The organism is uncultured Microbacterium sp., from assembly GCF_947488465.1.
Lineage (GTDB): Bacteria > Actinomycetota > Actinomycetes > Actinomycetales > Microbacteriaceae > Microbacterium.
The window spans coordinates 48,189-70,284 of the sequence record NZ_CANKZA010000004.1 but is presented as its reverse complement, the minus strand read 5'-3'; the positions used below and the strand labels follow the sequence as shown (position 1 = coordinate 70,284).

Annotated in this window: 16 protein-coding genes; all 16 read left to right on the top strand. The window is 66.7% G+C overall.

Going from position 1 to position 22,096, the window contains the following annotated elements:
* The first annotated feature begins 33 nt into the window (after window positions 1–33).
* The 16 genes from Q0653_RS09860 to Q0653_RS09785 all read left to right on the top strand — a co-directional run bounded on the left by Q0653_RS09860 (window position 34) and on the right by Q0653_RS09785 (window position 22,082).
* Window positions 34–5,745: a DUF4082 domain-containing protein gene (locus Q0653_RS09860; RefSeq protein ID WP_298944442.1), complete on the top strand. Its 5,712-nt coding sequence runs from the start codon at window positions 34–36 to the stop codon at window positions 5,743–5,745.
* A 40-nt stretch (window positions 5,746–5,785) separates the two neighbouring features.
* Window positions 5,786–6,853 carry a Gfo/Idh/MocA family oxidoreductase gene (locus Q0653_RS09855; protein ID WP_298944441.1) on the top strand — a complete coding sequence of 356 codons (1,068 nt, stop codon included), beginning with the start codon at window positions 5,786–5,788 and terminating at the stop codon, window positions 6,851–6,853.
* Window positions 6,850–7,848: an NAD-dependent epimerase/dehydratase family protein gene (locus tag Q0653_RS09850; protein WP_298944440.1), complete on the top strand. Its 999-nt coding sequence runs from the start codon at window positions 6,850–6,852 to the stop codon at window positions 7,846–7,848. The genes Q0653_RS09855 and Q0653_RS09850 overlap by 4 nt, the downstream gene beginning before the upstream one ends.
* Before the next feature lie 17 nt (window positions 7,849–7,865).
* On the top strand, window positions 7,866–9,017 hold the full coding sequence (locus tag Q0653_RS09845) for a DegT/DnrJ/EryC1/StrS family aminotransferase (protein WP_298944646.1): 1,152 nt from the start codon (window positions 7,866–7,868) through the stop codon (window positions 9,015–9,017).
* Window positions 9,014–10,018 (top strand): hypothetical protein, encoded by a 1,005-nt coding sequence (locus Q0653_RS09840; protein WP_298944439.1) that lies wholly within the window; start codon window positions 9,014–9,016, stop codon window positions 10,016–10,018. The genes Q0653_RS09845 and Q0653_RS09840 overlap by 4 nt, the downstream gene beginning before the upstream one ends.
* A 142-nt stretch (window positions 10,019–10,160) precedes the next feature.
* Window positions 10,161–10,949 (top strand): methionyl-tRNA formyltransferase, encoded by a 789-nt coding sequence (locus tag Q0653_RS09835; protein ID WP_298944438.1) that lies wholly within the window; start codon window positions 10,161–10,163, stop codon window positions 10,947–10,949.
* Entirely contained in the window at window positions 10,939–12,051 is a 1,113-nt protein-coding gene (locus tag Q0653_RS09830; protein WP_298944437.1) for a DegT/DnrJ/EryC1/StrS family aminotransferase, read from the top strand. The genes Q0653_RS09835 and Q0653_RS09830 overlap by 11 nt, the downstream gene beginning before the upstream one ends.
* Before the next feature lie 6 nt (window positions 12,052–12,057).
* A complete protein-coding gene (locus Q0653_RS09825) occupies window positions 12,058–13,257 on the top strand; it encodes a glycosyltransferase (protein ID WP_298944436.1) in 1,200 nt (399 codons plus the stop codon).
* The gene (locus Q0653_RS09820; protein WP_298944435.1) at window positions 13,254–14,753 is read left to right on the top strand and encodes a lipopolysaccharide biosynthesis protein; all 1,500 of its coding nucleotides are present in this window, start codon (window positions 13,254–13,256) and stop codon (window positions 14,751–14,753) included. Before Q0653_RS09825 ends, Q0653_RS09820 begins: the two co-directional genes overlap by 4 nt.
* The gene (locus Q0653_RS09815; protein ID WP_298944434.1) at window positions 14,753–16,039 is read left to right on the top strand and encodes a glycosyltransferase family 4 protein; all 1,287 of its coding nucleotides are present in this window, start codon (window positions 14,753–14,755) and stop codon (window positions 16,037–16,039) included. The genes Q0653_RS09820 and Q0653_RS09815 overlap by 1 nt, the downstream gene beginning before the upstream one ends.
* Window positions 16,036–17,325 carry a nucleotide sugar dehydrogenase gene (locus tag Q0653_RS09810; protein WP_298944433.1) on the top strand — a complete coding sequence of 430 codons (1,290 nt, stop codon included), beginning with the start codon at window positions 16,036–16,038 and terminating at the stop codon, window positions 17,323–17,325. Before Q0653_RS09815 ends, Q0653_RS09810 begins: the two co-directional genes overlap by 4 nt.
* 5 nt (window positions 17,326–17,330) lie before the next feature.
* Window positions 17,331–18,767, top strand: coding sequence for an AMP-binding protein (locus tag Q0653_RS09805; protein WP_298944432.1), 1,437 nt, complete (start codon window positions 17,331–17,333; stop codon window positions 18,765–18,767).
* Between the two features lie 3 nt (window positions 18,768–18,770).
* Window positions 18,771–19,625 carry a hypothetical protein gene (locus Q0653_RS09800; RefSeq protein ID WP_298944431.1) on the top strand — a complete coding sequence of 285 codons (855 nt, stop codon included), beginning with the start codon at window positions 18,771–18,773 and terminating at the stop codon, window positions 19,623–19,625.
* A 47-nt stretch (window positions 19,626–19,672) separates the two neighbouring features.
* Window positions 19,673–20,890, top strand: coding sequence for a pyridoxal-dependent decarboxylase, exosortase A system-associated (locus tag Q0653_RS09795; RefSeq protein ID WP_298944430.1), 1,218 nt, complete (start codon window positions 19,673–19,675; stop codon window positions 20,888–20,890).
* A gap of 43 nt (window positions 20,891–20,933) precedes the next feature.
* Entirely contained in the window at window positions 20,934–21,200 is a 267-nt protein-coding gene (locus Q0653_RS09790) for a phosphopantetheine-binding protein (RefSeq protein WP_298944429.1), read from the top strand.
* Window positions 21,201–21,233: 33 nt separating this feature from the next.
* Window positions 21,234–22,082 carry a glycosyltransferase family 2 protein gene (locus Q0653_RS09785; protein ID WP_298944428.1) on the top strand — a complete coding sequence of 283 codons (849 nt, stop codon included), beginning with the start codon at window positions 21,234–21,236 and terminating at the stop codon, window positions 22,080–22,082.
* Window positions 22,083–22,096: the final 14 nt, after the last annotated feature.

Below are 22,096 nucleotides of genomic sequence, written 5' to 3'. Positions count from 1 at the left end.
GAGCCCATGGGTGTACGACGGGGGAACGTGTAGATGAAGACGCATCGAGGACTCGGCGCTCGTCGACAGCGGCCCGTGCGCGCGCTCGCCGGCGTGGTGCTCGCAGGACTGGTCGCGACGATGCTGGCCGTCGTTGCGCCTCCGGCGCAGGCCGAGGCGGCGGGAAGTCCTTGCGGCGCGGACATCAACTCCATCGTGTGCGAGAACCAGCAGCCCGGCACGGACCCCTACATCTGGGACATCGACGGCGCGGGTGACCCGTCGATTCAGGGGTTCGCGACCGACATCAGCGTCAACGTCGGGTCGACCATCGATTTCAAGATCGACACGGATGCCGCCGCCTACACGATCGATATCTATCGCACCGGCTGGTACCAGGGGCTCGGCGCCCGGAAGATCACTTCGGTGCCCGTCACCGCTTCGCTTCCGCAGAGCCAGCCCGAGTGCATCTCGGACGTGACGACCGAGCTCTACGACTGTGGGACGTGGGGTGTCTCGGCATCGTGGAATGTCCCGGGGACAGCTGTGTCGGGCGTGTACCTCGCGTCACTCAAACGCACCGATACCGGCGGGCAGAGTCACATCATCTTCATCGTCCGCAACGACAGCAGCACGTCGGATGTCGTGTTCCAGACGTCGGACACGAGCTGGCAGGCCTACAACACCTACGGCGGGTCGAGCTTCTATCAGGGCGCCGGCAACGGACGCGCGTACAAACTCAGCTACAACCGCCCCTTCGCGACGCGCAACTGGGTCGATGGCCGCGACTTCTACTTCAGCGCCGAGTTCGCGACCGTGCGGTTCCTCGAGCGCAACGGCTACGACATGTCGTACATCGCCGGCGTCGATACGGATCGCGATGGAGCGGCCCTGCTGAACCACAACGTGTTCCTCTCCGTGGGTCACGACGAGTACTGGTCGGGCGCGCAGCGCGCCAACGTGGAGCAGGCGCGCGACGCGGGCGTGAACCTGCAGTTCCTGAGCGGAAACGAAATGTACTGGCGCACCCGGTGGGAAGCGGACAGCACCGGTCGCGATCGGCGCACGCTCGTGTCGTACAAAGAGACGTGGTCGAACGCGAAGATCGACCCGTCGTCCGAATGGACGGGAACGTGGCGGGACCCCCGCATCGCCGGAGCCGAAGACGGCGGGCACTCTCCCGAGAACGCCGTCACCGGCACGATCTACACGGCCAACAACACCGACCTTCCCGTCACCGTGTCGTCCGCCGAAGGCAAGACTCGACTCTGGAGGAACACGTCGCTCGCGACGCTGCCGGCAGGATCGTCGGCCGCGCTGGCAGAACACACCGTCGGATACGAGTCGAACGAAGACGTCGACAACGGGTTCCGCCCCGACGGGCTCATCCGGCTGTCTACGACGGTCGGGCCGACACCGGAGTACCTCACCGACTACGGCAACATCGTCGTTGCCGGCACGACGACACACCACCTGACGATGTACCGCGCGGCCAGTGACGCGCTGGTGTTCTCTGCCGGCAGCGTGCAGTGGGGCTGGGGCCTCGACGCCACCCACGACGGCGCCGGCGCGCCCGCCGACCCGCGCATCCAGCAAGCACAGATCAATCTGCTCGCTGATATGGGTGCGCAGCCCGGATCGCGGATGACCACGCTCGCCGCCGCATCCGCCAGCGTCGACACCACGGCTCCGGTGGTGGCCTTCACGAGCCCGCTGGCCGGCGCGTCACTCACCGCCGACCGCAGTGTCCTCGTCACCGGCACCGCATCCGATGTGGGCGGCGTCGTGGCCGCGGTCGAAGTCTCCCTCGACGGCGGAAGCACGTGGCATCCGGCAGCGGGGACGAGCCAGTGGTCCTACTCCGGCATCCTTCGCGGAACCGGGTCCACCGCCGTGCGGGCGCGGGCGATCGATGACAGTGGCAACTTCACCGCGGCGGGCGCATCGCTCGCCGTGACAGCGGCGGGGCCGCACACCTTCTTCGGTGACGCGACGCCGTCGCTCGCCTCCGCCGACGACTCCCAGGCGGTGGAGCTGGGGCTCCGCTTCACACCGGAGTCGGACGGGTTCATCGCCGGCGTCCGTTTCTACAAGGGCGTCGCGAACACCGGCATCCACACCGGTTCGCTGTGGGGCCCGGACGGCGTCAAGCTCGGTTCGGTCGTCTTCGCGGGCGAGACCGCGACCGGGTGGCAGACGGCCGCCTTCACCGCATCCGTGCCGGTGATCGCTGGACAGCAGTACACCGTGTCGTACACGGCACCCAACGGTGGGTATGCGATGCAGGCCCGGTATTGGCCGTATCTGTCGACGCCGGCATCGCCGTTGTCGACCGGCGCGCTTCTCGGCGAGCAGGCACCCGGGGTGTTCGGCGTTGCCGGGCAGCGCCCGACGAGCACCTGGCATGACTCGAACTACTACGTCGATGTCCTCTTCACTTCCGCCGACACGTCTCCGCTGCGGTTGCTCGACCGCGTACCCGCGGCGGAGCACAGCAGCATCGACCCGTCGACACCGATCACGGCGACACTGACCCGCCCGGTGGTGCCGGCCACCGTCGGCATGACGGTCACGGGCCCCGGGGGTACCACGGTGGCCGGCAGCGTCACGTACGACGCCACGACCCGCACGATCCGGTTCCTGGCAACTGACCCGCTTTCCCCGCTCACCCGCTACACGGTGACGCCGACGGCCAGCGATTCGACCGGCGCGGCGCTCGACGCGGATGCGGCGTGGTCGTTCACGACGCGCGCGCTCGACACGCCGGAGGGCACCTGCCCGTGCTCGCTGTTCCCTGCCAGCAGCAGTCCGTCGATCGCCTCCGCGGCGGATGCCGACGCCGTCACCCTCGGCGTCCGTGTCACGGTGGCCGGAGCGGGCACGATCACCGGGTTGCGCTACTTCAAGGGCGCTGCGAACAGTGGGGTCCACGTCGGAACGCTCTGGGATGCTGCCGGTGGGGAGTTGGCGCGCGTGACGTTCGCCGATGACTCGGTTCAGGGATGGCAGACGGCGACATTCGCGACGCCGGTGGCGGTGCGGGCCGGTCAGTCGATCGTCGCCTCGTACGTCGCGCCGTCCGGCGGATACGCACTGACGGCGGGTCGGTTCGCCGGCACCTACGTCCGTGGGCCGCTGAGTGTGCCCGCCAACGGAGCGGTCTACTCTTACTCCGGCGGGTTCCCGGCCTCGCCCTCGAGCAGTGACTACGGGGTCGACGTCGTGTTCGAACCCGCGACGTCAGCTCCCGCGGTGGTCTCCACCACGCCAGTGAACGGGGCCTCGGATGCGCCGATCTCGACGACGATCTCGGCGACCTTCTCCGGCACGATCCAGCTGCCCACGTCGATGAGTGTGACCGTCGACGGGGTCGCGGTTCCCGGCTCTTGGGCGCTGGATTCGACCGCCTCCACGGCGGCGTTCACCCCGACGACGGCGCTACCGGCGGGCGTGCCCATCGATGTGGCGATCAGCGGCATCCGCTCCGCGTCGGGCATGCCGGGCGCGGACGTCGCCTGGTCGTTCACCACGGCACTGCCCTCGACCACGCTCAGCTTCTTCGGCTCCACCACCCCCGCGGCGGTGGACGTCGATGGGTCCGCGGTCGAGCTGGGCCTCGCGTTCACGGCGTCTGCGCCGGGCGAAGTCCGAGCGATCCGGTTCTACAAGACGTCCGGAAGTGGTGGCACCCACACAGGTTCGCTCTGGGGTCCGAACGGACAGCGCCTGGCGACGGTGATCTTCACCGACGAGACCGCGTCCGGCTGGCAACGGGCTGTCTTGGATTCTCCCGTCACGCTGACACCCGGCCTGGTCTACACCGTGTCGTACTTCGCGCCACAGGGTCGGCCGGGGTACACCGTGAACGCGCTGCAGACTCCCGCAACGAGCGGCCCCTTGTCCACTGTCGCGGTCGACAATGGTCGCTACCGTTACGGCAGCGGTGGGGTCATGCCCGCCGGGACTTGGAACTCGACGAACTACTTCGTCGACATCGAGTTCGTGGCCGACGATGCCGGCGCACTCGAGGTGTCGTCGGTCGCGCCCGCCCGTGGTGCCATCGACGTCCCGACGACGATCACCTCGATCTCAGCGTCGATCATCGGAAGCCCTGGGCTCCGCACTCTGAGCATGGGGCTGAGCGGTCCGAGCGGTCCGATCGCCGGAGCGTCCCATTTCGACGGCACGACCGGGATGCTGACCTTCACGCCGACGGCGGCTTTGCCGGGTGAGACCACGTTCGAGGCCCGCATCCGGCTGGGCGCGAGCGTTCTGGACAGTTGGGCGTTCACGACGGCCCCGAACGTCCAGACGCTGTTCGGGGAGTCCGTTCCCGCGGTCGCCGCGGTCACGGACACGGATCCAGTGGAAATCGGGACGGCGTTCTCCGTCTCGCAACCGGGCACCGCGACCGCGATCCGCTTCTTCAAGGGCGCCGCCAACACCGGATCGCATCGGGGAACACTGTGGGGACCGGACGGCGCGGTCTTGGCGCAGGTGACCTTCACGGATGAGACAGAGTCGGGATGGCAACGGGCAGCGCTGTCGTCGCCCGTGGCTCTGGCGCCGGGTGAACGCTACGTCGTGTCGTATTTCTCCAGCAGCGGACGCTATGCGTACACGAGCGGGTACTTCGCCGCGGCGCGGACGAGCGGATTCATCACGGCACCGGGCGGTGCAAACGGCCTGTTCGTCTACGGCTCGGCCGGAGGGTACCCGACGTCGTCGTGGGGGTCGACGGGGTACTTCGTCGACGCGGAGATCGGATTCGGCGCGGCTACGCAGGTGCCGACGCCGACTGCGACACCGACTGCGACACCGACACCGACGGCGACGCCCACGCCGACGCCGACCGCGACACCGACGCCGACTGCGACACCGACGGCGACGCCCACGCCGACGCCGACCGCGACGCCGACTGCGACACCGACACCGACTGCGACACCGACACCGACGGCGACGCCCACACTGACTGCGACGCCGACGCCGACGCCCGAGCCTGAGCCTGTTGCATCGGTGATCTCGGTGACGCCGGCATCCGGAGCCGTTGATGTCTCGCCGACGACACCAGTCGCTGCGGCCTTCGACATCGCTGTCAGCGGCGCGGCGCTCGAGGTCAGTCAGAGTGGGGTGGCGATCGCGGGGACCACGACGTACGACGAGCAATCCCGCACGCTGACCTTCACGCCGACCGACCCGCTGGCCTGGGGGACCACCTTCACCGTCCGCGTGACCGTGAACGGCGCGTCGGTCGCGGGAGGAGATGCAGGCTTCACAACCAGCGCGGCCCCGGTCGTCCTGAGCGCCGAATCGATCTTCGGCGCGGCGACGCCCCAGAACGCATGGTGGAACGATCCGGACTCGGTACAGGTGGCGACGCGGTTCACCGTCAGCGTTCCCGGGCAGGCGACCGGTATCCGCTTCTACAAGGGCGATGCGAACACCGGTTTGCACACGGGGTATCTGTGGGGCCCCGACGGGACACCTCTCTCCGAAGTGACCTTCATCGGAGAGACCGCATCGGGATGGCAGGAGATGGCCTTGGCGACACCCGTCGACCTCGTGGTCGGCACCGAGTACCGCGTCGGGCTTCACAGCACATCCGGACGATACGCGATCGATCTGAACGGACTCGCCGACGCCACGACGAGGGGCAATTTCACAACGCCACAGCAGGGAGCCGCGTACACCTATTCGGCTTCCTATCCATCGAATCTGTCGAGCCACAACTATTGGGTCGACGTGACATTCACACCAACCGAATAAACCGATCGGAACAATCACGAGCCTCGTGGGGAGCAGCAACGTGACAGAAAAACTGAAAGTGGTGGTCGTGGGGGCCGGGTACTGGGGTCCGAACCTGGCGCGCAACTTCCGCGCGAGTGGTGACTGGGAGCTCGCGGGCATCTGTGACCTCGATATCGCGCGTGCGCAGCAGATCGCCGATGGCATCGGGGGCGTGCCGGTCACGGCGAGCCTTGACGACGTGCTCGCAGACCCGGGTGTCGACGCGATCGCCATCGCGACGCCCGCCCGCACGCACCACCCCATCGTGCTCAAGGCACTGGATGCCGGTAAGCACGTGATGGTGGAGAAGCCTCTCGCCGATGACCGCCTGCGCGGCGAAGAGATGGTCGCGCGGGCCGCCTCGAGCGGCCGGGTGCTCATGGCCGATCACACCTACTGCTACACGCCGGCGGTGTTGAAGATCCGCGAACTCATCGCGGAAGGATCGCTCGGCGAGATCCTGTTCATCGACAGCACGCGCATCAACCTCGGGCTCATCCAGCCCGACGTCGACGTGTTCTGGGATCTCGCCCCGCACGATCTGTCGATCATGGACTTCGTCCTTCCCGGCGGGCTGGCCACAGCGTCCGTGTCGGCACATGGTTCCGATCCGCTCGGCACGGGCAAGGCATGCGTGGGGTATCTCTCGATGCCGCTCGCCGGCGGTGCAATGGCACACGTCACGGTCAACTGGCTCAGCCCCACGAAGATCCGCCAGATGGTGATCGGCGGCACGAAGCGCACGCTCGTCTGGGACGACCTCAATCCGCAGCAGCGCATCAGCGTCTACGACCGGGGCGTCGATATCGCCGCCGTCTCGAAAGAGACGACGCCCGACCGCCGCGACGCGAACATTTCGTACCGGCTCGGCGACACGTGGTCGCCGGCCCTGCCTGAACGGGAGCCGCTCGCCGGAGTCGTCGCCGAGTTCGCGGCGGCGATCCGCGAGGGCCGACCCGCCCGCACGAGCGGCGAAGCCGGACTTCGTGTGCTGTCGGTGCTCGACGCCGCACAGCGCAGTCTTGCGGCCGGCGGTGCGCCGGCGCCCATGAAGCTCGACATCCAGCCCCGGAGGGCAGCCGCATGACTCAGCTCGAAGGAGCGCGTGTGCTCGTCACCGGCGGCGCCGGGACGATCGGTTCGACACTGGTCGACCAACTCCTGGGCGCGGGCGTCGCCCATATCGACATTCTCGACAATCTCGTCCGGGGGCGTCTCGCGAACCTCGACGAGGCGCTCGCGACAGGACGCGCCACTTTGATCGACGGCGACATCCGCGATCGCGCGCTCGTCGACGAGCTCGTCGCGGGAAAGGACGTCGTCTATCACCAGGCGGCGATCCGCATCACGCAGTGTGCTGAGGAGCCGCGGCTCGCGCTCGAAGTGCTCGTCGACGGCACGTTCAATGTCGTCGAAGCCGCGGCGAAGCACCGCGTCGGCAAGCTCGTGGCAGCATCCAGTGCGTCGGTGTACGGCATGGCCGAGACCTTCCCAACCGACGAACGCCACCACCACGAGAACAACGACACGATCTACGGGGCAGCGAAGACCTTCAACGAAGGGCTCGTGCGCAGCTTCCGCGCGATGCAAGGCCTCGACTACGTCCTGCTCCGCTACTTCAACGTGTACGGCCCGCGTATGGACGTGCATGGTCTCTACACCGAAGTCCTCGTCCGCTGGATGGAACGTATCTCAGACGGGGTTCCACCCCTCATCTTCGGTGACGGCAATCAGACGATGGACTTCGTTTGCGTGCCCGACATCGCGCACGCCAATGTGCTGGCGGCGCGAAGTGACATCGTCGAAGGGACGTACAACATCGCCAGTGGCACCGAAACCAGTCTGCTCGAACTCGCGCAGGCGCTCCTCCGGGTGATGGATGCCGAACACCTCGGCGTCGAGCACGGTCCTGAACGAGCCATCAACGGCGTGGCTCGCCGTCTCGCTGACACATCCGCGGCCCGCCGCGACTTGGGGTTCGAGGCGACGATCGGACTCGACGAAGGCCTGCGGGAGCTCGTCGAGTGGTGGCGGCCGCTCCGCTCCGAGATCGCCGCGAGCCGTTCGGTGGTGACGGCGTGACCGATCGCATCAACGTGATGATCCCCTGGCTCGGCCAGGAGGAGACCGACGCCGTCGCCGAGGTGATCGCGTCTGGTTGGGTCGCACAAGGACCACGCGTCGCGCGCTTCGAAGAAGAGTTCGCCGCCGCGATGGATGCCTCGTTCGCCGTCGCCACGAGCAGCTGCACGACGGCGCTCCACCTCGCTCTGGTCGTTGCGGGGATTGGACCGGGGGACGAAGTCATCGTGCCATCGTTCTCGTTCATCGCAACGACGAACGCCGTGACCTACGTGGGCGCAACGCCCGTGTTCGTCGACGTCGACATCGTCACGGGGAATATGACCGCGGCGGGATTCGCGGCGGCATTGACCTCCGCAACCCGGGCGGTCATCGTGGTCGACCAGGGTGGCGTCCCGGTGGACCTTGCGCCGATTCGTGAGATCGCAGATCCGCTCGGCGTCGTCGTCATCGAGGACGCCGCCTGCGGCGCCGGGTCGACGTATCGCGGGCGACCGGTGGGGGCCGGCGCCGATATCGCCGCCTGGTCGTTCCACCCGCGGAAGCTGCTGACGACCGGTGAGGGCGGCATGCTCACCACCTCCCGCGCGGACTGGGCGGCACGCGCGCGTCGGTTGCGGGAGCACGCAATGACAGTCTCCGCAGCTGATCGGCATCAGAGCGTCTTGCCCCCTGCCGAGGAGTACTCCGAGGTGGGATTCAACTTCCGGATGACCGACCTGCAGGCCGCCGTAGGTATCGTGCAATTGTCGAAACTGCCCGCGATCGTGCGTCGCCGCCGCGAGATCGCAACGCGGTATCGTGCAGGGATTCGCGGGGTCGAGGGTTTGCGCACGGTGGCTGATCCGGACTATGGGACTGGCAACATCCAGTCGTTCTGGGTCGAAGTGCAAGAGGGCTATCCGACCGACCGCGACGGATTGTTGATCGCGCTCGCGGAGGCAGGAATCTCGGCGCGTCGCGGCATCATGGCAACGCATCGTCACGCGCCTTACCGCGAGTTGGCTGCCGACGGATCGCTGCCGGTCACCGAGTGGCTGACGGACCACACGCTGATCCTCCCCGTGTATCACTCGCTCAGCAATGCCGATCAGGATCGCGTGATCGATGTGCTCCTGCACCCTGTGAAGGGCGTCACAATCGGAGACGTCGCGGAGAGGCAACAGTGACGCATGCTGCGGGTTTTGCCCTCCCGAGACTCGCCCGGCTTGTTCGCGAGTCGGTGGAACGGATGGAGATCGACCTCGCCGATCGCGAGGTGCTCACCGAAGCCGCTACGGGCGCTTACTTGGTCACACCAGTCGTTGCGGCGCTGTCCGGGGCGCGCGTGACGGCCATCACGAAGGCGACGCGGTACGGAAGCGTCGATGACGTGACATCTGCCACATCGGCCTTGGCGCACCTGCTGGGCGTCGCAGATCGAATCCGGGTGACTGGCGAGCATGACAAGAACGACTTCGCCCGGGCAGACGTGATCACCAACAGCGGACACGTCCGGCCGATCGTCGGCGCCTACGCCGATGCGATCCGGGACGACGCGGTCGTTTCCCTCATGTTCGAGACGTGGGAGATCCAAGCGGGGAGGGTCGATCTGGACATCGATGGGCTCCTCCGGCGCGGTGTGCGTGTAGCGGGGACGAACGAGCGGCATCCGTTTGTGGATGTTTTCTCGTACCTCGGGATCATGGCGGTCATCCAACTCGCGGATGCCGGCGTTCCGGCGTACGGGAGCACCATCGCGCTCTGCTGCGACAATCCCTTCAACGACTACATCGTCCACGGGCTCGAGGCGGCGGGCGCCAGGGTGGTTTCCGCGAGGAGTCTCGACGGGCTCGATGTCACCGCGGCGGATGCACTGCTCGTGGCCATCACACCGACCGGTGGGTCGGTGCTCTCCGACACCGATGTCGCGCGGCTGGCTACGGCGCGGCCGGATCTCGTGGTGGTGCGGTACTGGGGGGATATTTCAACGGACACGTGCGACACGGTGGGCCTCTCGGTCTGGCCACGCGAGAACGTTTCCGGCGGCCATATGGCGGTGTTGCCCTCGCGCGTGGGGCCGGACGCCATCGTGCGCCTTCAAGCAGGAGGACTCAAAGTCGGCGAGCTTCTCCTACGCGAGCCCGCGTCACTCACGAGCGCCGAACGGCGGTACATCGATGAGCTCTGACACGCCACGGGTGATGCTGATCGGAGATGGGCCCACAGCAGACTCCGCCCTTCAGGCGCTGGTCGATCGCTTCGACGTCGTCGGAGTCGTCCGGAACGAGCCCGCGGAGGATGCTGTCGTTGCGCGAGCGCGCCGATGCGGCGTGCCGGTGCTTGCCGGGCCCCGACCCCAGGACGTGGAGCACCATGTGCAGCGAGAGGCGCCCGACATCGTGGTCGTGTCTTCGTTCGCCCGTATCTTGCCGGCCGCGATGGTCGAGACGACCCCGTACATCAACGTCCACTACGCGCCGTTGCCCGCATACCGAGGACGCGCCAACGTCAATTGGGCGATCATCAACGGTGAACACGAGACTGCGGTAACCGTGCACAGCATCGTTCCAGGGCTCGATGCAGGACCGATCCTGATTCAGCGCCGAGTGCCCATCGGGCCGAGGGACACGGTGACCGACTTGTACCGGGAGCTGAACGCGACGCAAGCCAGCATTCTTCCTGATGCCGTAAAGCTTCGACTGACGGGCAAGGTGGGAACGGCGCAGGACGAGAGCTTAGCCACATACTGTTGCGGTCGCGTTCCTGACGATGGCCTCATCGACTGGTCGGACTCTACTGAGTCGATCGATCGGCTGATTCGTGGACTCACCTCGCCCTACCCCGGGGCATTCAGCTACGTCGCGGGGAATCGGATCGTTGTTGAGCGGGCTTCGCCCGTCGACGACCCCCCGACATATGTGGGGCGTATCCCGGGCCGCGTCGTACGTGTGAACCGCGACGAGGGCTCGGTCGATGTGCTCACCGGCGACGGCCTGATCCGTGTCGAGGCTGTTCGTGTCGGCGGGGAGGCTCAACGGCCTTGCGAGATTGCGGGTTCCCTGCAGCTCACCTTCGCCGACTTTGATTCACGGGACGGGAGGGGTCCTCGTGACGCATGAAGTTCCGTTCGTTGATCTAGCCGCTCAACAGGCGGAAGTTCTCGACGAGGTACTCCCGGTCTGGGCGCGTCAGTTGGCCACGGCCGGGTTCATCGGCGGGCCTGAGGTCGTGGCCTTCGAACACGAATACGCCGAGTACATCGGTGTCGATCACGTCGTCGGCGTCTCCAACGGCACCGATGCGCTCGAACTCGCGTACCGCGCCGTCGGCGTCGGCCCCGGCGACGAAGTCATCATGCCCGCGAACACCTTCATCGCGACGGCCGAAGCAGCATCACGGATCGGCGCGGTCCCGGTGTTCGTCGACGTCGACGACGAGTACTTGCTCATCGATCCCGAAGCCGTCGAGGCCGCGATCACCCCGCGCACGCGCGTGATCGTGCCGGTGCATCTGTTCGGGCAGACCGCGCCGATGGGCCCGATCACAGCGCTTGCTCAGCGCCACGGACTTGAGGTCATCGAGGATGCTGCTCAAGCGCAGGGCGCATCGGGCGCGGCTGGGCGCGCGGGCGCTGTGGGGCGGGTCGCCGCGACGAGTTTCTATCCAGGCAAGAACCTCGGAGCGGCCGGCGATGCCGGGGCTGTGATGACGAACGACGCCGACTGTGCCGCCCTCATCCGGAACCTCTCCGCACACGGCAGTTCGGTCAAGTACGTCCACGACCACGTCGGGATGAACGCCCGACTCGATGCCGTGCAGGCGACGGTACTGCGGGCAAAGCTCCGTCGGCTCGAGACATGGAACTCAGCGCGTCGGGCCGCCGCCGAACGCTACGGCCACCTCCTCGGCGGCATCGACGGCCTACGCCTGCCGGCGGTTCGCCCAGGAAACACCGATGTCTGGCACCTCTACGTCGTACGCGTGGACGATCGTGATCGCGTACTCGCGCGTCTCGGCGACGCAGGAATCGGGGCCGGCATCCATTACCCGACCGTCGTGCCGTCCACCGAGGCGTACGCATCTCTCGGGTACCGTCATGGGCAGTTCCCGGTGGCTGAAGCGGCTGCCGCGAGCATCCTCTCGCTGCCGATGTTCCCGCATCTCACCGAGACGCAGCAGATGCTGGTGGCGGCCACTCTGCGCACAAGTGTGGGCGGCTGAGTGGCCATGCGCGTCCTCGTACACCTGAACAGCCTCGAGCTCGGCGGCACGCAGATCAACGCGGTCGATTTCGCTGTCGCCGCGCGCGCGTTCGGGGTCGAGTCGATCGTTGTGGGCATGGGTGAGACGCTGCCTGCGACGCCGAATCTGCTCGACTACGCCCGCGACCAGGATGTCGACATCGAGGTCTACGACGCTGCGGTGGGAATGCGTGCGCACGCGGCACAGCTGAGCGATATCGCGCATCGCCGCAAGGTCGATCTCATTCACGTGTACGGCATGTGGGGCGCGGCGCGCCAAGTGTATTGGGGCCCCGCCCGATGGGGCCGCACGCCGTGGGTTCATACCGTGTACGAAATGAGCATCGCGCCCATTGTGCTTCGTCATATGCCGCTCGTCCTCGGGACAGGGTATCTGATCGAGGAGCAGTCGGGTCGCGCGGGTGCGACGGAGCTCATCTCTCCCCCCGTGGACATCGAGCGTGACGCGCCCGGCCGAGCCGGAGGCGCCGACTTCCGAAGGGACACAGGCTTGGGTGATGGTCCGCTGATCGGGGTTGTGAGCCGACTGGACAGCCGCATGAAGGCACGTTCGTTGGAGATCGCGATCGACGCCATGGAAGAGCTGGATGGCTCGGGCGCCACGCTATACATCGTGGGCGGCGGCGATGCGGCGGAATCCCTGGGGGACCGTGCGCGTCGGGTGAACGATGCGCTCCGTCGTGAGGCGGTTCGACTGCTCGGACCGATGTCAGATCCACGCCCAGCGTATGAGGCAGCCGACGTGATGCTGGGGATGGGAGGATCGGCGGCCCGGGCTCTTGCATTCGGCAAACCTCTCGTCGTGCAAGGGGAGGCGGGGTGGTCGCAGACGTTCGAACCCAGCTCCGCAGAGGAGCTCGCGCGATCGAGCTATTGGAGTCCCGACACACTTGACGACCCGATCGGCCGCCTCGCCCGTGACGTCGGCGCGCTCCTCGAAGACCCGGCTCGCCGCGTAGCGCTAGGCGAATTCGGACGCACATTTGCCGTCGAGCGGTTCGGCCTGCCGGCGATGACCGAACGGCTGTGTGCCGTCTACGAAACCGCACTGTCGACCTACGGCGTCACACAGTGGGTCGCGGATCTCCCCCGCGAGGGAAGGCGCCTGACCAAGAAGGTGGGTCGCGCGGTGGCGCGTGTCGTCGGGGGCGGTGGGCAGACATGAGCGTTCCGGTCTCATCGGGCGGTCCTGGCGTCGGACGCCGCGCTACCGCGGGAGTCTTTTGGCTCACCGCGCAAAAGTGGGCGACACGCGTGCTGGGCTTCGTCACGATCGCCGTGCTCACACGGTTGCTGAGTCCCGAAGACTTCGGCACGGTCGCGGCGGCCTCGACGGTGTTGCCCTTCTTCTTCCTTTTCGCTGACCTGGGCTTCGCCGCCTATATCGTTCAGGCGAAGCGCGTCGATCAGCGAATGCTGAGCACGGCTTTCTGGTTCTCCCTAGGGGCGGGTGTCGCCCTGTGTCTCGTGATGATTGCGCTGGCACCTGCGCTGGGACTTCTCTTCCGGAACAACGATGTCGTCCCGATCATCCAGGCGCTGTCGATCTGGGTCGTCCTCACTGCCTTCGGCTCGGTGCCCATGGCGATCCTTCGCCGTGACATGCGGTTCTCGGTCATCGCCCTGCAGGGTGCGGGCGCTGCCGTCGTCGCGCAGGTCATCGCCCTGATCCTCGCGTTCTCTGGGGCGGGGGCGTGGACGCTTGTGGTGCAGAGCCTGGTGGGGCCCGCGATCATGTCGGCCCTGGCGTGGATGACGACGCGATGGCATCCGCAGCGCACGTTCGTGCGGTCGGACTTCTTCGCGATGGCCAGTTTCGGCGGCAAGGTGCTCGTCGTGGAGTTCGTCGCGATGCTGCGCGCTCTGGGCGAAGCCGTCGTAATCAGCGCCACCCTCGGCGTGGGCGCCTTCGGCTACATGACAATCGCGCAACGCCTCGTTCAGGTCGTTCAGGACATGAGCGGGAGCGCGATCGTGCCCGTCACCCAGGTGGCGTTCGCCAAGATCCGCGACGACGCCGAACGCTTGCGCAGTGCGTATCTGCGCGCCTCGCGACTGATCTACTTCGCCCTCGCGTTGCCTTTGACGATCGTTGCCGTCGCCGCGCCGCTGATCATCCCCATCATCTTCGGTGACGGGTGGGAGCAGAGCTATCAGGTCGCCCAGATCCTCGCACTCACGGGCATCATGTCGGTGAGCGCCTGGCTCGATCACGGTTTGTTCTACGGAACGGGCAAACCGGGTGTGTGGCTCCTGTACGCGCTTATCATCGACGCGCTCACTCTTGGAACGACGCTGGCGCTCGCGCACATGGGACTCGTCGCCATCGCCTTCGGTTTCCTCGGCGTGTGCATCGTCGCCACGGTGACCCGCTGGTTCCTGACTTCGCGGCTGCTCGCCACGCGGGCCGGTGTCGTTGCGGGACCATTTTGGTTCGTTGCCGTCGTGGTGATCGCCTCGGGGACCGCGGGGTGGGCAGTCAAGGAGGCGACGGCCGCACTTCCGCCCTTCATCTCGCTGATCTTCATCGGGTTTGCGGTGTTGATCGTGCACCTGGTCGCCACGCGTGTGATTGCTCCGCAGGTGCTCCCTGAAGCGGCATCCATGCTCGCCCGGTCAAAGGCCGGAGCTCGTGTCCCCTACCTCCGGAGGTTCGCGTGATGATGGAGCGATCAGATGATGTTCGTGTGGGACGGCTCAACGATGACCGCGTGATGGCGCCCGCGTCGCTGAGCGGATCGCGGATCGCGATTCTCGTACAGAACCTGCCGGTCCCCTTCGACCGGCGAGTCTGGCAGGAGGCGACCTCGCTCGCCGCGGCGGGCGCCGACGTGACGGTCGTGTGCCCGAGCGACGAACGCCACCCGGTGGGCGACTTCGTCATCGACGGTGTCACCGTGCACCGCTATCTGGCGCCGCGCGAGGCGAAGGGAGTCGCCGGGTACGTCAACGAGTATGGGGTGTCCCTCCGCCGCATGTCCGCCGTCTTCGAGAAGGCGCGACGCGAGAAGCCTTTCGACATCGTGCACTTCTGCAACCCGCCCGACCTGCTGTATCTGGTGGCGCGTCCGGCCCAGCGCACGGACGGCAGCATCCTGGTCTTCGATCAACACGACATCGGGCCGGAGCTCGTGGCGGCCAAGAAACTGCCTCTCCCGTGGCTGTTCCGCACCGTGGCTCGTCACTTCGAGCGCCGCACCTATCGGTGGGCGGATCACGTGATCTCGACGAACGAGAGCTACCGCGCCATCGCGCGCGGACGCGGCGGGTTCGACGGCGACGACGTGACGGTCGTGCGCTCAGGGCCGTACCGGTCGTGGGCCGCATACCGGTCCACGGGCGAGGATTGGCATCGCGGCCGCAGCTTCCTGCTCGGCTACGTCGGCGTGATGGGGCGCCAAGAAGGCATCGAGTACCTGATCGATGCGGTCGCGATCCTGGTGTCGGAGCGGCACCTCGATGTGCATCTCGCGTTGATCGGTTCGGGTCCCGACCGCGAACGCTTAGAGAACATCGCGCGTACCAGGGGTGTGGCCGACCGGGTCGAGTTTCACGGGCGTGTGCCCGATGAGCAGATGAAGAGCATCTTGTCGGACGCGGACGTGTGCGTGAACCCCGACGAGGTCAACCCCATGAACGACCTCTCGACGATGAACAAGATCATCGAGTACATGGCACTTGGCCGTCCCATCGTGCAGTTCGACGTGCGCGAAGGTCGCTATTCCGCTCAGGACGCGTCGCTGTACGCGGTTCCAGCGAACCAGGCGCAGAGTTTCGCCGACGCCGTCGAGCAGGTGCTGAGCGAGCCCGAGCGTGCGGCAGTGATGGGCGCGGCCGGCCGCGCGCGGTTCGAACAGGTCTTGTGCTGGGAAATTCAGGCGGAGAAGCTCACCGCTGCTTACGCGCAGTTAATGGCCGAACGATCGAGAAGGAGTGTGGCGAAGTGAAGGTAGCGGTGTTCGGACTCGGATATGTGGGCAGTGTCACGGCGGCGTGCCTGGCGGATGCCGGGCACGAGGTCGTCGGCGTTGACCTCGCAGAGTCGAAAGTTGAGGCGATCCTGCAGGGTCGTGCGCCCCTGGCCGAACCCGGCCTCGAGACACTTACCCAGCGTGTCGTCGGATCGGGGCTTCTGACAGCGACAACGGATGCCGGAGCAGCACTGCACGGCGCCGATGTTGCGATCGTCTGTGTCGGAACGCCATCCGCCCCGAACGGCTCGCTCTTCACCGGCTTCGTCGAAGGCGTTCTCGCGCAAATCGCGGCATTCATCGAGGCGGGCGTCAACGAGCCGCATCTGACGGTGGCCGTCCGCAGCACACTCCTGCCGGGGACGACCGATCGAATCGTCGAGTCACTCATGCCGCGCGGCAGGGAGGAGCAGTACAGCGTCGCCTACTGCCCGGAATTCCTTCGCGAATCAACCGCGATTGCGGATTTCCGGCATCCCCCATTCACGATCATCGGCACTGACGACGATGCGGCACTGCGCGCCGTGACCGAGATGGTCCGCGCCGTCGACGCGCCAATCCGCCACGTCACCGTGTCGACGGCGGAATCCATCAAGTACGCGAGCAACGCCTTCCATGCGGTGAAGATCACGTTCGCGAATGAGATGGCACGGTTCGCTGACGCCTACGGCGTCGATGCAAACACACTGATGGCGGTGTTCGCGGAGGACAAGATTCTGAACGTATCCGAGCGGTACCTCCGACCGGGTGGGTCGTTCGGTGGGTCGTGCCTTCCGAAGGATGTCCGCGCGCTGACCTACGCGGCGCGCCGCGCCGACGTCTCCGCGCCGCTACTGGAGAGCTTGTTGGCGAGCAACGCCGCGCACACGCGCCGGGTCGTCGATCACGTGCTCGCCCTCGGATGGCGCAAAGTGGCGTTGCTGGGACTCGCGTTCAAGAGCGGGACCGACGACCTTCGCGAGAGCCCGTATGTCGATATCGCCGAGACCCTCACCGGGAAGGGCGTCGATGTGCGCATCTACGATGATGTCGTCAACCCGGCGGAGCTCATCGGCAGTAACGAGTCGTATATCCGCCTTCGGTTGCCGCACTTGGAGCGCCTGCTCTCCGAGTCGCGCGCGGTGGCGATCGACGGGGTCGACGGCGTCATCCTCGGGTCGGATCGCGTGCCGGAGGGCACCTTCGAATCTGCGGGGTTGCCGGTGCTTGACGCCAACGTCCCGGCGCGACACTGGCCCGACTATGCGCACGCGGTGGTCTGATCCGCATGAACGAACTCGCTCACCGGATCCTCGCCGTTCGCGCGGGCCGCTCCGACGCTCGCGCGATCAGTGATCCGAAGGACGCGCTCACGAACCGCGAGCTGATCGCGGCGGCGCACGTGACCGCAGCCGACATTCGACGCTCCGCGTTGCGCGAGTCGCCTCTCGTCGCGGTCAGTCTGCCGCTGTCCAACCGCTCCGTCGTGCATCTGCTCGCCGCGATTCTCGGCGACTACTCGATCTGCTTCCTCGACCCGACGACTCCGATGGGCCGTCGGGGCGGGATCCTCGCTGCGCTTCAGCCCGACATCGTCGTCGGGGCGGACGATGCGCGGGAGGCGTCCGTGCGGCACCTCGACTCGCTGCAGGTCGCCGCCGCCGGCTACGTCGCGATGTCGTCCGGATCGACGGGCGGCGGGCCCAAAGGCGTGCTGTCGACCTGGACGGCGATCGCGGCGTTCGTGGCGGCGGGCGCGGATGCACTCGAACTCGACCACGAAGGCCGATGGGCGGAGGTTTCCAACCCCGCGTACGACATGGCCATCACGAACCTCCTGATCGCTTTGGCCAGCGGCGCCGAGATCCACGTGTCGAGCGCGTTGGGTGATCAGCTGAGACCGCTCCGCTTCATCGACCGAGTCGCTGCGACGCACGTGCGCCTCGCGCCGCGCTTCATCGAGCTCGGTGTCGCCGAGCGTCGTGCGCACGCCGGCACCGCACTGCGGGTGTGGGGTTCCGGCGGCGATCGCCTGCCGATCGGCCACGTCAATCAGGTGTTCGGTTTCGGGGTTCCGGCCGTCGTCAACACGTACGGCACAAGTGAGACGATCGGCTTCGCCAGCACCGCCCGGTTCGCGGCATCCGACGACGTGCCGTCTGAACGCGGCACCGTGCCCATCGGGCGGGGGTCCGTCGGGTTGTGGGCCACCGACACCGTCGACATCGACGGCATCCGCATGCTGACGATCGCCTCCCCGCATTTGCCGCGTGGGTACTTCTTCGGTGAGACGGACGACTATCCCCGATGGCAGAGTGACGGCAGCGTGCTCACCGGTGACGTGGGGGAGCGGGTGAACGGATCGCTCTATTGCTGGGGGCGTGCCGGCCGCCGCGTGAAGAGAAGTGGCAGTTTCGTCGACCTCGATGAAATCGACGAAGCGCTCCGTGACGGACGGACGATTCCCACCTTCACCGTCATGACGCTCGCTGGGCAGCTGGTCAGCCTGGTCGAAGGGCCGGGGGGCGAGATCTCCGGCCTCCGTCGTGATGCGGCGTCCGTGCTGCGACCCGAAGTGCTTCCCGATCTCGTCGCGGTGCCTCGCTTGCCGCGCCTCGCCAACGGCAAAGTAGATCAGGGTGCGGCCTCAGCTCTCGCCGAAGCGCTTTTCGCGAGCCAGCCCGTCCCGTCGCCGGATATGTCGCCGCAGAGAGGGGAGTGGTAGCCCGTGGCCGTCGAGCTTGGGCCCATCACCGACGCGGATCTGCCGGCAGTCGCCCGCTTTCTGAACGAGAACCTCAATCACCGTGTGAGCGCCGCCGCCTGGACCGGCGCGCTCCAGGTGCCGTGGGCGGTCGCGGCACCCAATCACGGTTACTTCCTCCGCAGCGACGGAGACGTGGTGGGTGCCTATCTGGCCTACTACTCCCAACGCGTGGTCGGCGGTCGCGTGGAGCAGTTTTGCAACCTCGGCGCATGGTGTGTCCTGGACTCCCACCGGGCGCAAGGTCTTCGGCTCCTCATGTCGCTGCTGCGTCAGAAGGGATACCACTTCACGGACTTCTCGCCGAGTGGCAATGTCGTGCCGTTGAATCGAAAACTCAACTTCGTCGACCTCGACACGACGACGGTGATCATGCCCAATCTTCCCTGGCCGACGTTCGGCCGGGTGAGAGTCAGCGACGACCCGGCCGTCCTCGCGTCGGTGCTGACGGGCGCTGACAAGAAGATCTACGAGGACCATCGCGAGACCCGTGCCGCCAAGCACGTCGTTCTGGTGTCGGGTGACGAGGTCTGTTATGTCGTCTTCCGCAAAGACACGCGCAAGGGCGTGCGTGCCTTCGCCTCGATCCTCCACGTCGGTGACGCGGCCCTGTTTCGCCGGGGGATCCGGCCGCTGGGTAGTCACCTGCTTCTCCGGCACGGCGTGGTGGCGACGCTGCTCGAGCCGCGCGTCGTCGGCGGAAAACCCTCGGGAGCGATCCTGCTCCCGCGTGGCCGACCGAAGATGTTCAAGAGCGACACCCTGTCCGCCAGCGATATCGACTACCTCTACAGCGAGCTGACGTGTCTCGAATGGTAGACGGATGCGGGCGCGACCATGAATGCTGAAGTCCGAAGGAGACATCTGTGACCCATAGACACGAGTTCGCGACCAGCGGCGGCGGCATGCTCGTCGGCGGTGTCCCCGTGGAGCGCCTTGCCCAGCGGGTGGGGAGCACCCCGTTCTTCGCTTACGACCGCACGCTTCTCAGTAATCGGATCGCGCTGTTGCGAGCTGAGCTCCCGGCGGACCTCGAACTGAGCTACGCCGTCAAGTCCAATCCCATGCCGGCGCTCGTGCAGCACCTCAGCGGGATCGTCGACTCGCTCGATGTCGCATCGGGCGCAGAGATGAAGCTCGCGCTCGACACCCCGATCGCGCCCGGGGAGATCAGCTTCGCTGGCCCGGCGAAGTCGATCGCGGAGCTCACCCAGGCGGTGGCTGCCGGCGTGATCATCGAGCTCGAATCGGTGACCGAAGCCGACCGTGTCACCCGCATCGGCGCCGAACTGGGCATCCGCCCGCACGTGGCGATTCGTGTGAACCCCGATTTCGAGGTGAAGGGCTCGGGAATGCGTATGGGGGGCGGCGCTCAGCAATTCGGCGTCGATGCGGAAGACGTGCCCGCCCTGATCCGACAGCTCGAACTCGCTGATGTCGATCTCACGGGCTTCCACGTCTTCGCCGGCTCACAGAACCTGCACACCGAGATCATCCTCGAGGCGCAGGCCAAGACGGTCGACCTGCTCCTTTCGCTGGCGCGGGAGATGTCCTCACCGCCGGTCTATCTCAACCTCGGGGGTGGCCTTGGCATCCCGTACTACGCGAACGAAGAGCCGCTCGACCTGCACGCCGTCGGACAGAATCTCGAGATGCTCCTGCGCGAGCGAATCCGCCCGGTGCTTCCCCACGCCCGTGTCGTGCTGGAACTCGGCCGGTACATCGTCGGGGAGTGCGGCGTGTACGTCACGCGCGTCGTCGACCGGAAGGTTTCTCGGGGCAAGACCTTCCTTGTTGTCGACGGAGGGATGCACCACCAGATGGCGGCATCGGGCAACTTCGGTCAGGTGATCCGGCGGAACTATCCGATCGCCGTCGCCGACAGAATCGACAGCGACGACGCAGAGCGTGTGCAGGTGGTCGGATGCCTGTGCACCCCCCTCGACATTCTCGGCAACGGCGTCGAACTGCCGCGTGCCGACGTCGGAGATCTCATCGTGCTGTTCCAGGCCGGCGCCTACGGATTGACCGCCAGCCCCACCGCTTTTCTCAGCCACCCGATGCCGTTGGAGGTGCTCGTATGATGATGCTCGCCGGTTCGCACACGAACAATGGGGATGAGAAATCATGAGCGTGAACGTGAACAGCACGACCGTCGAACGGGTCACCGGGGTCATCGCGACCACCCTCGACATCGCCGACAGGGCGGACACTCTGGACGTGCACACGGAGTTGTTCGGCGTCATGCCCGAGCTCGATTCGCTGGCACTGCTCGAACTGGCCGCGGCTCTGGAAGAGGAGTTCGGGTTCGTCATCGGCGACGAAGACTTCACCGAAGAGGTGTTCTCGACGATCGGATCCCTTTCGCAGTTCGTCGACGAACGCCGGACCTGACATCGAGAGCGCTGCTGCAAGCTCATGTTCAGCGTGATCGTCGCTGCCCACAACGAGGAAGCCGTCATCGGACGCACCCTCGACGCGCTGCGCGCCCAACAGGGGGAATACGAGATCATCGTGAGCGCCAACGGCTGCACCGATGAAACGGTGGCAGTGGCGGGCAGTCGTGGCGTCCGTGTGGTCGATCGGCGCGCGCCGGGCAAGGCTGCCGCGCTCAACGCGGCCGACCGCATCGCCCGCGGGTTCCCACGCGCCTACGTCGATGCCGACATCGTCCTGCCCGCGGGGGCGTTCACGACGATCGCCGCGGTATTCGCCGCGCGACCAGAGGTGCTTGCGGTCGTGCCCCGCCGAGTGCTCAACACCGTCGGCCGGCCGTGGCCCGTACGGTCCTACGCCGCCATCAACTCGCGGTTGCCGGTCTTCCGCGCCGGTCTCTTCGGGCGTGGCGTGATCGTCCTTTCGGAGGAAGGGCGGAAGCGGTTCGCTGAGTTTCCTCCGCTGATCTCCGACGATCTCTTCCTCGATGCACAGTTCGTGGAGTCTGAGAAGGCCGAGGCGCAGGGTGTCGAGGTTGTCGTCGAGACGCCCCTGACCACGCGGGCGCTTATCACCCGGTTGGTGAGGGTGCGGCGCGGCAACGCGCAACTACGCGCGGCGTCGGCCGATGGGCAGATCGAGGGAGCGGTGCGCGAATCGAACCGCTCGGCATGGCTGTGGGTGGTCGTGCGCGACCCTCGTTTGATCCCAGCGGCGGTGCCGTACGTGGCGATCACCCTGATGGCCGCAGTGCGCGCGCGGCGGGACCGCCAAAGCTCCGCATGGGAGCGGGACGACAGCACACGTAACAGAGCAGAGACGACGGAGACCGTGAAATGACGATCCATGTGTGT

What these genes read in the sequence shown, in the direction of transcription:
- Q0653_RS09860 (WP_298944442.1), top strand. Translation starts at nt 34, where the DNA reads ATGAAGACGCATCGAGGACTCGGCGCTCGTCGACAGCGGCCCGTGCGC.
- Q0653_RS09850 (WP_298944440.1), top strand. Translation starts at nt 6,850, where the DNA reads ATGACTCAGCTCGAAGGAGCGCGTGTGCTCGTCACCGGCGGCGCCGGG.
- Q0653_RS09845 (WP_298944646.1), top strand. Translation starts at nt 7,866, where the DNA reads ATGATCCCCTGGCTCGGCCAGGAGGAGACCGACGCCGTCGCCGAGGTG.
- Q0653_RS09825 (WP_298944436.1), top strand. Translation starts at nt 12,058, where the DNA reads ATGCGCGTCCTCGTACACCTGAACAGCCTCGAGCTCGGCGGCACGCAG.
- Q0653_RS09820 (WP_298944435.1), top strand. Translation starts at nt 13,254, where the DNA reads ATGAGCGTTCCGGTCTCATCGGGCGGTCCTGGCGTCGGACGCCGCGCT.
- Q0653_RS09815 (WP_298944434.1), top strand. Translation starts at nt 14,753, where the DNA reads ATGATGGAGCGATCAGATGATGTTCGTGTGGGACGGCTCAACGATGAC.
- Q0653_RS09805 (WP_298944432.1), top strand. Translation starts at nt 17,331, where the DNA reads ATGAACGAACTCGCTCACCGGATCCTCGCCGTTCGCGCGGGCCGCTCC.
- Q0653_RS09790 (WP_298944429.1), top strand. Translation starts at nt 20,934, where the DNA reads ATGAGCGTGAACGTGAACAGCACGACCGTCGAACGGGTCACCGGGGTC.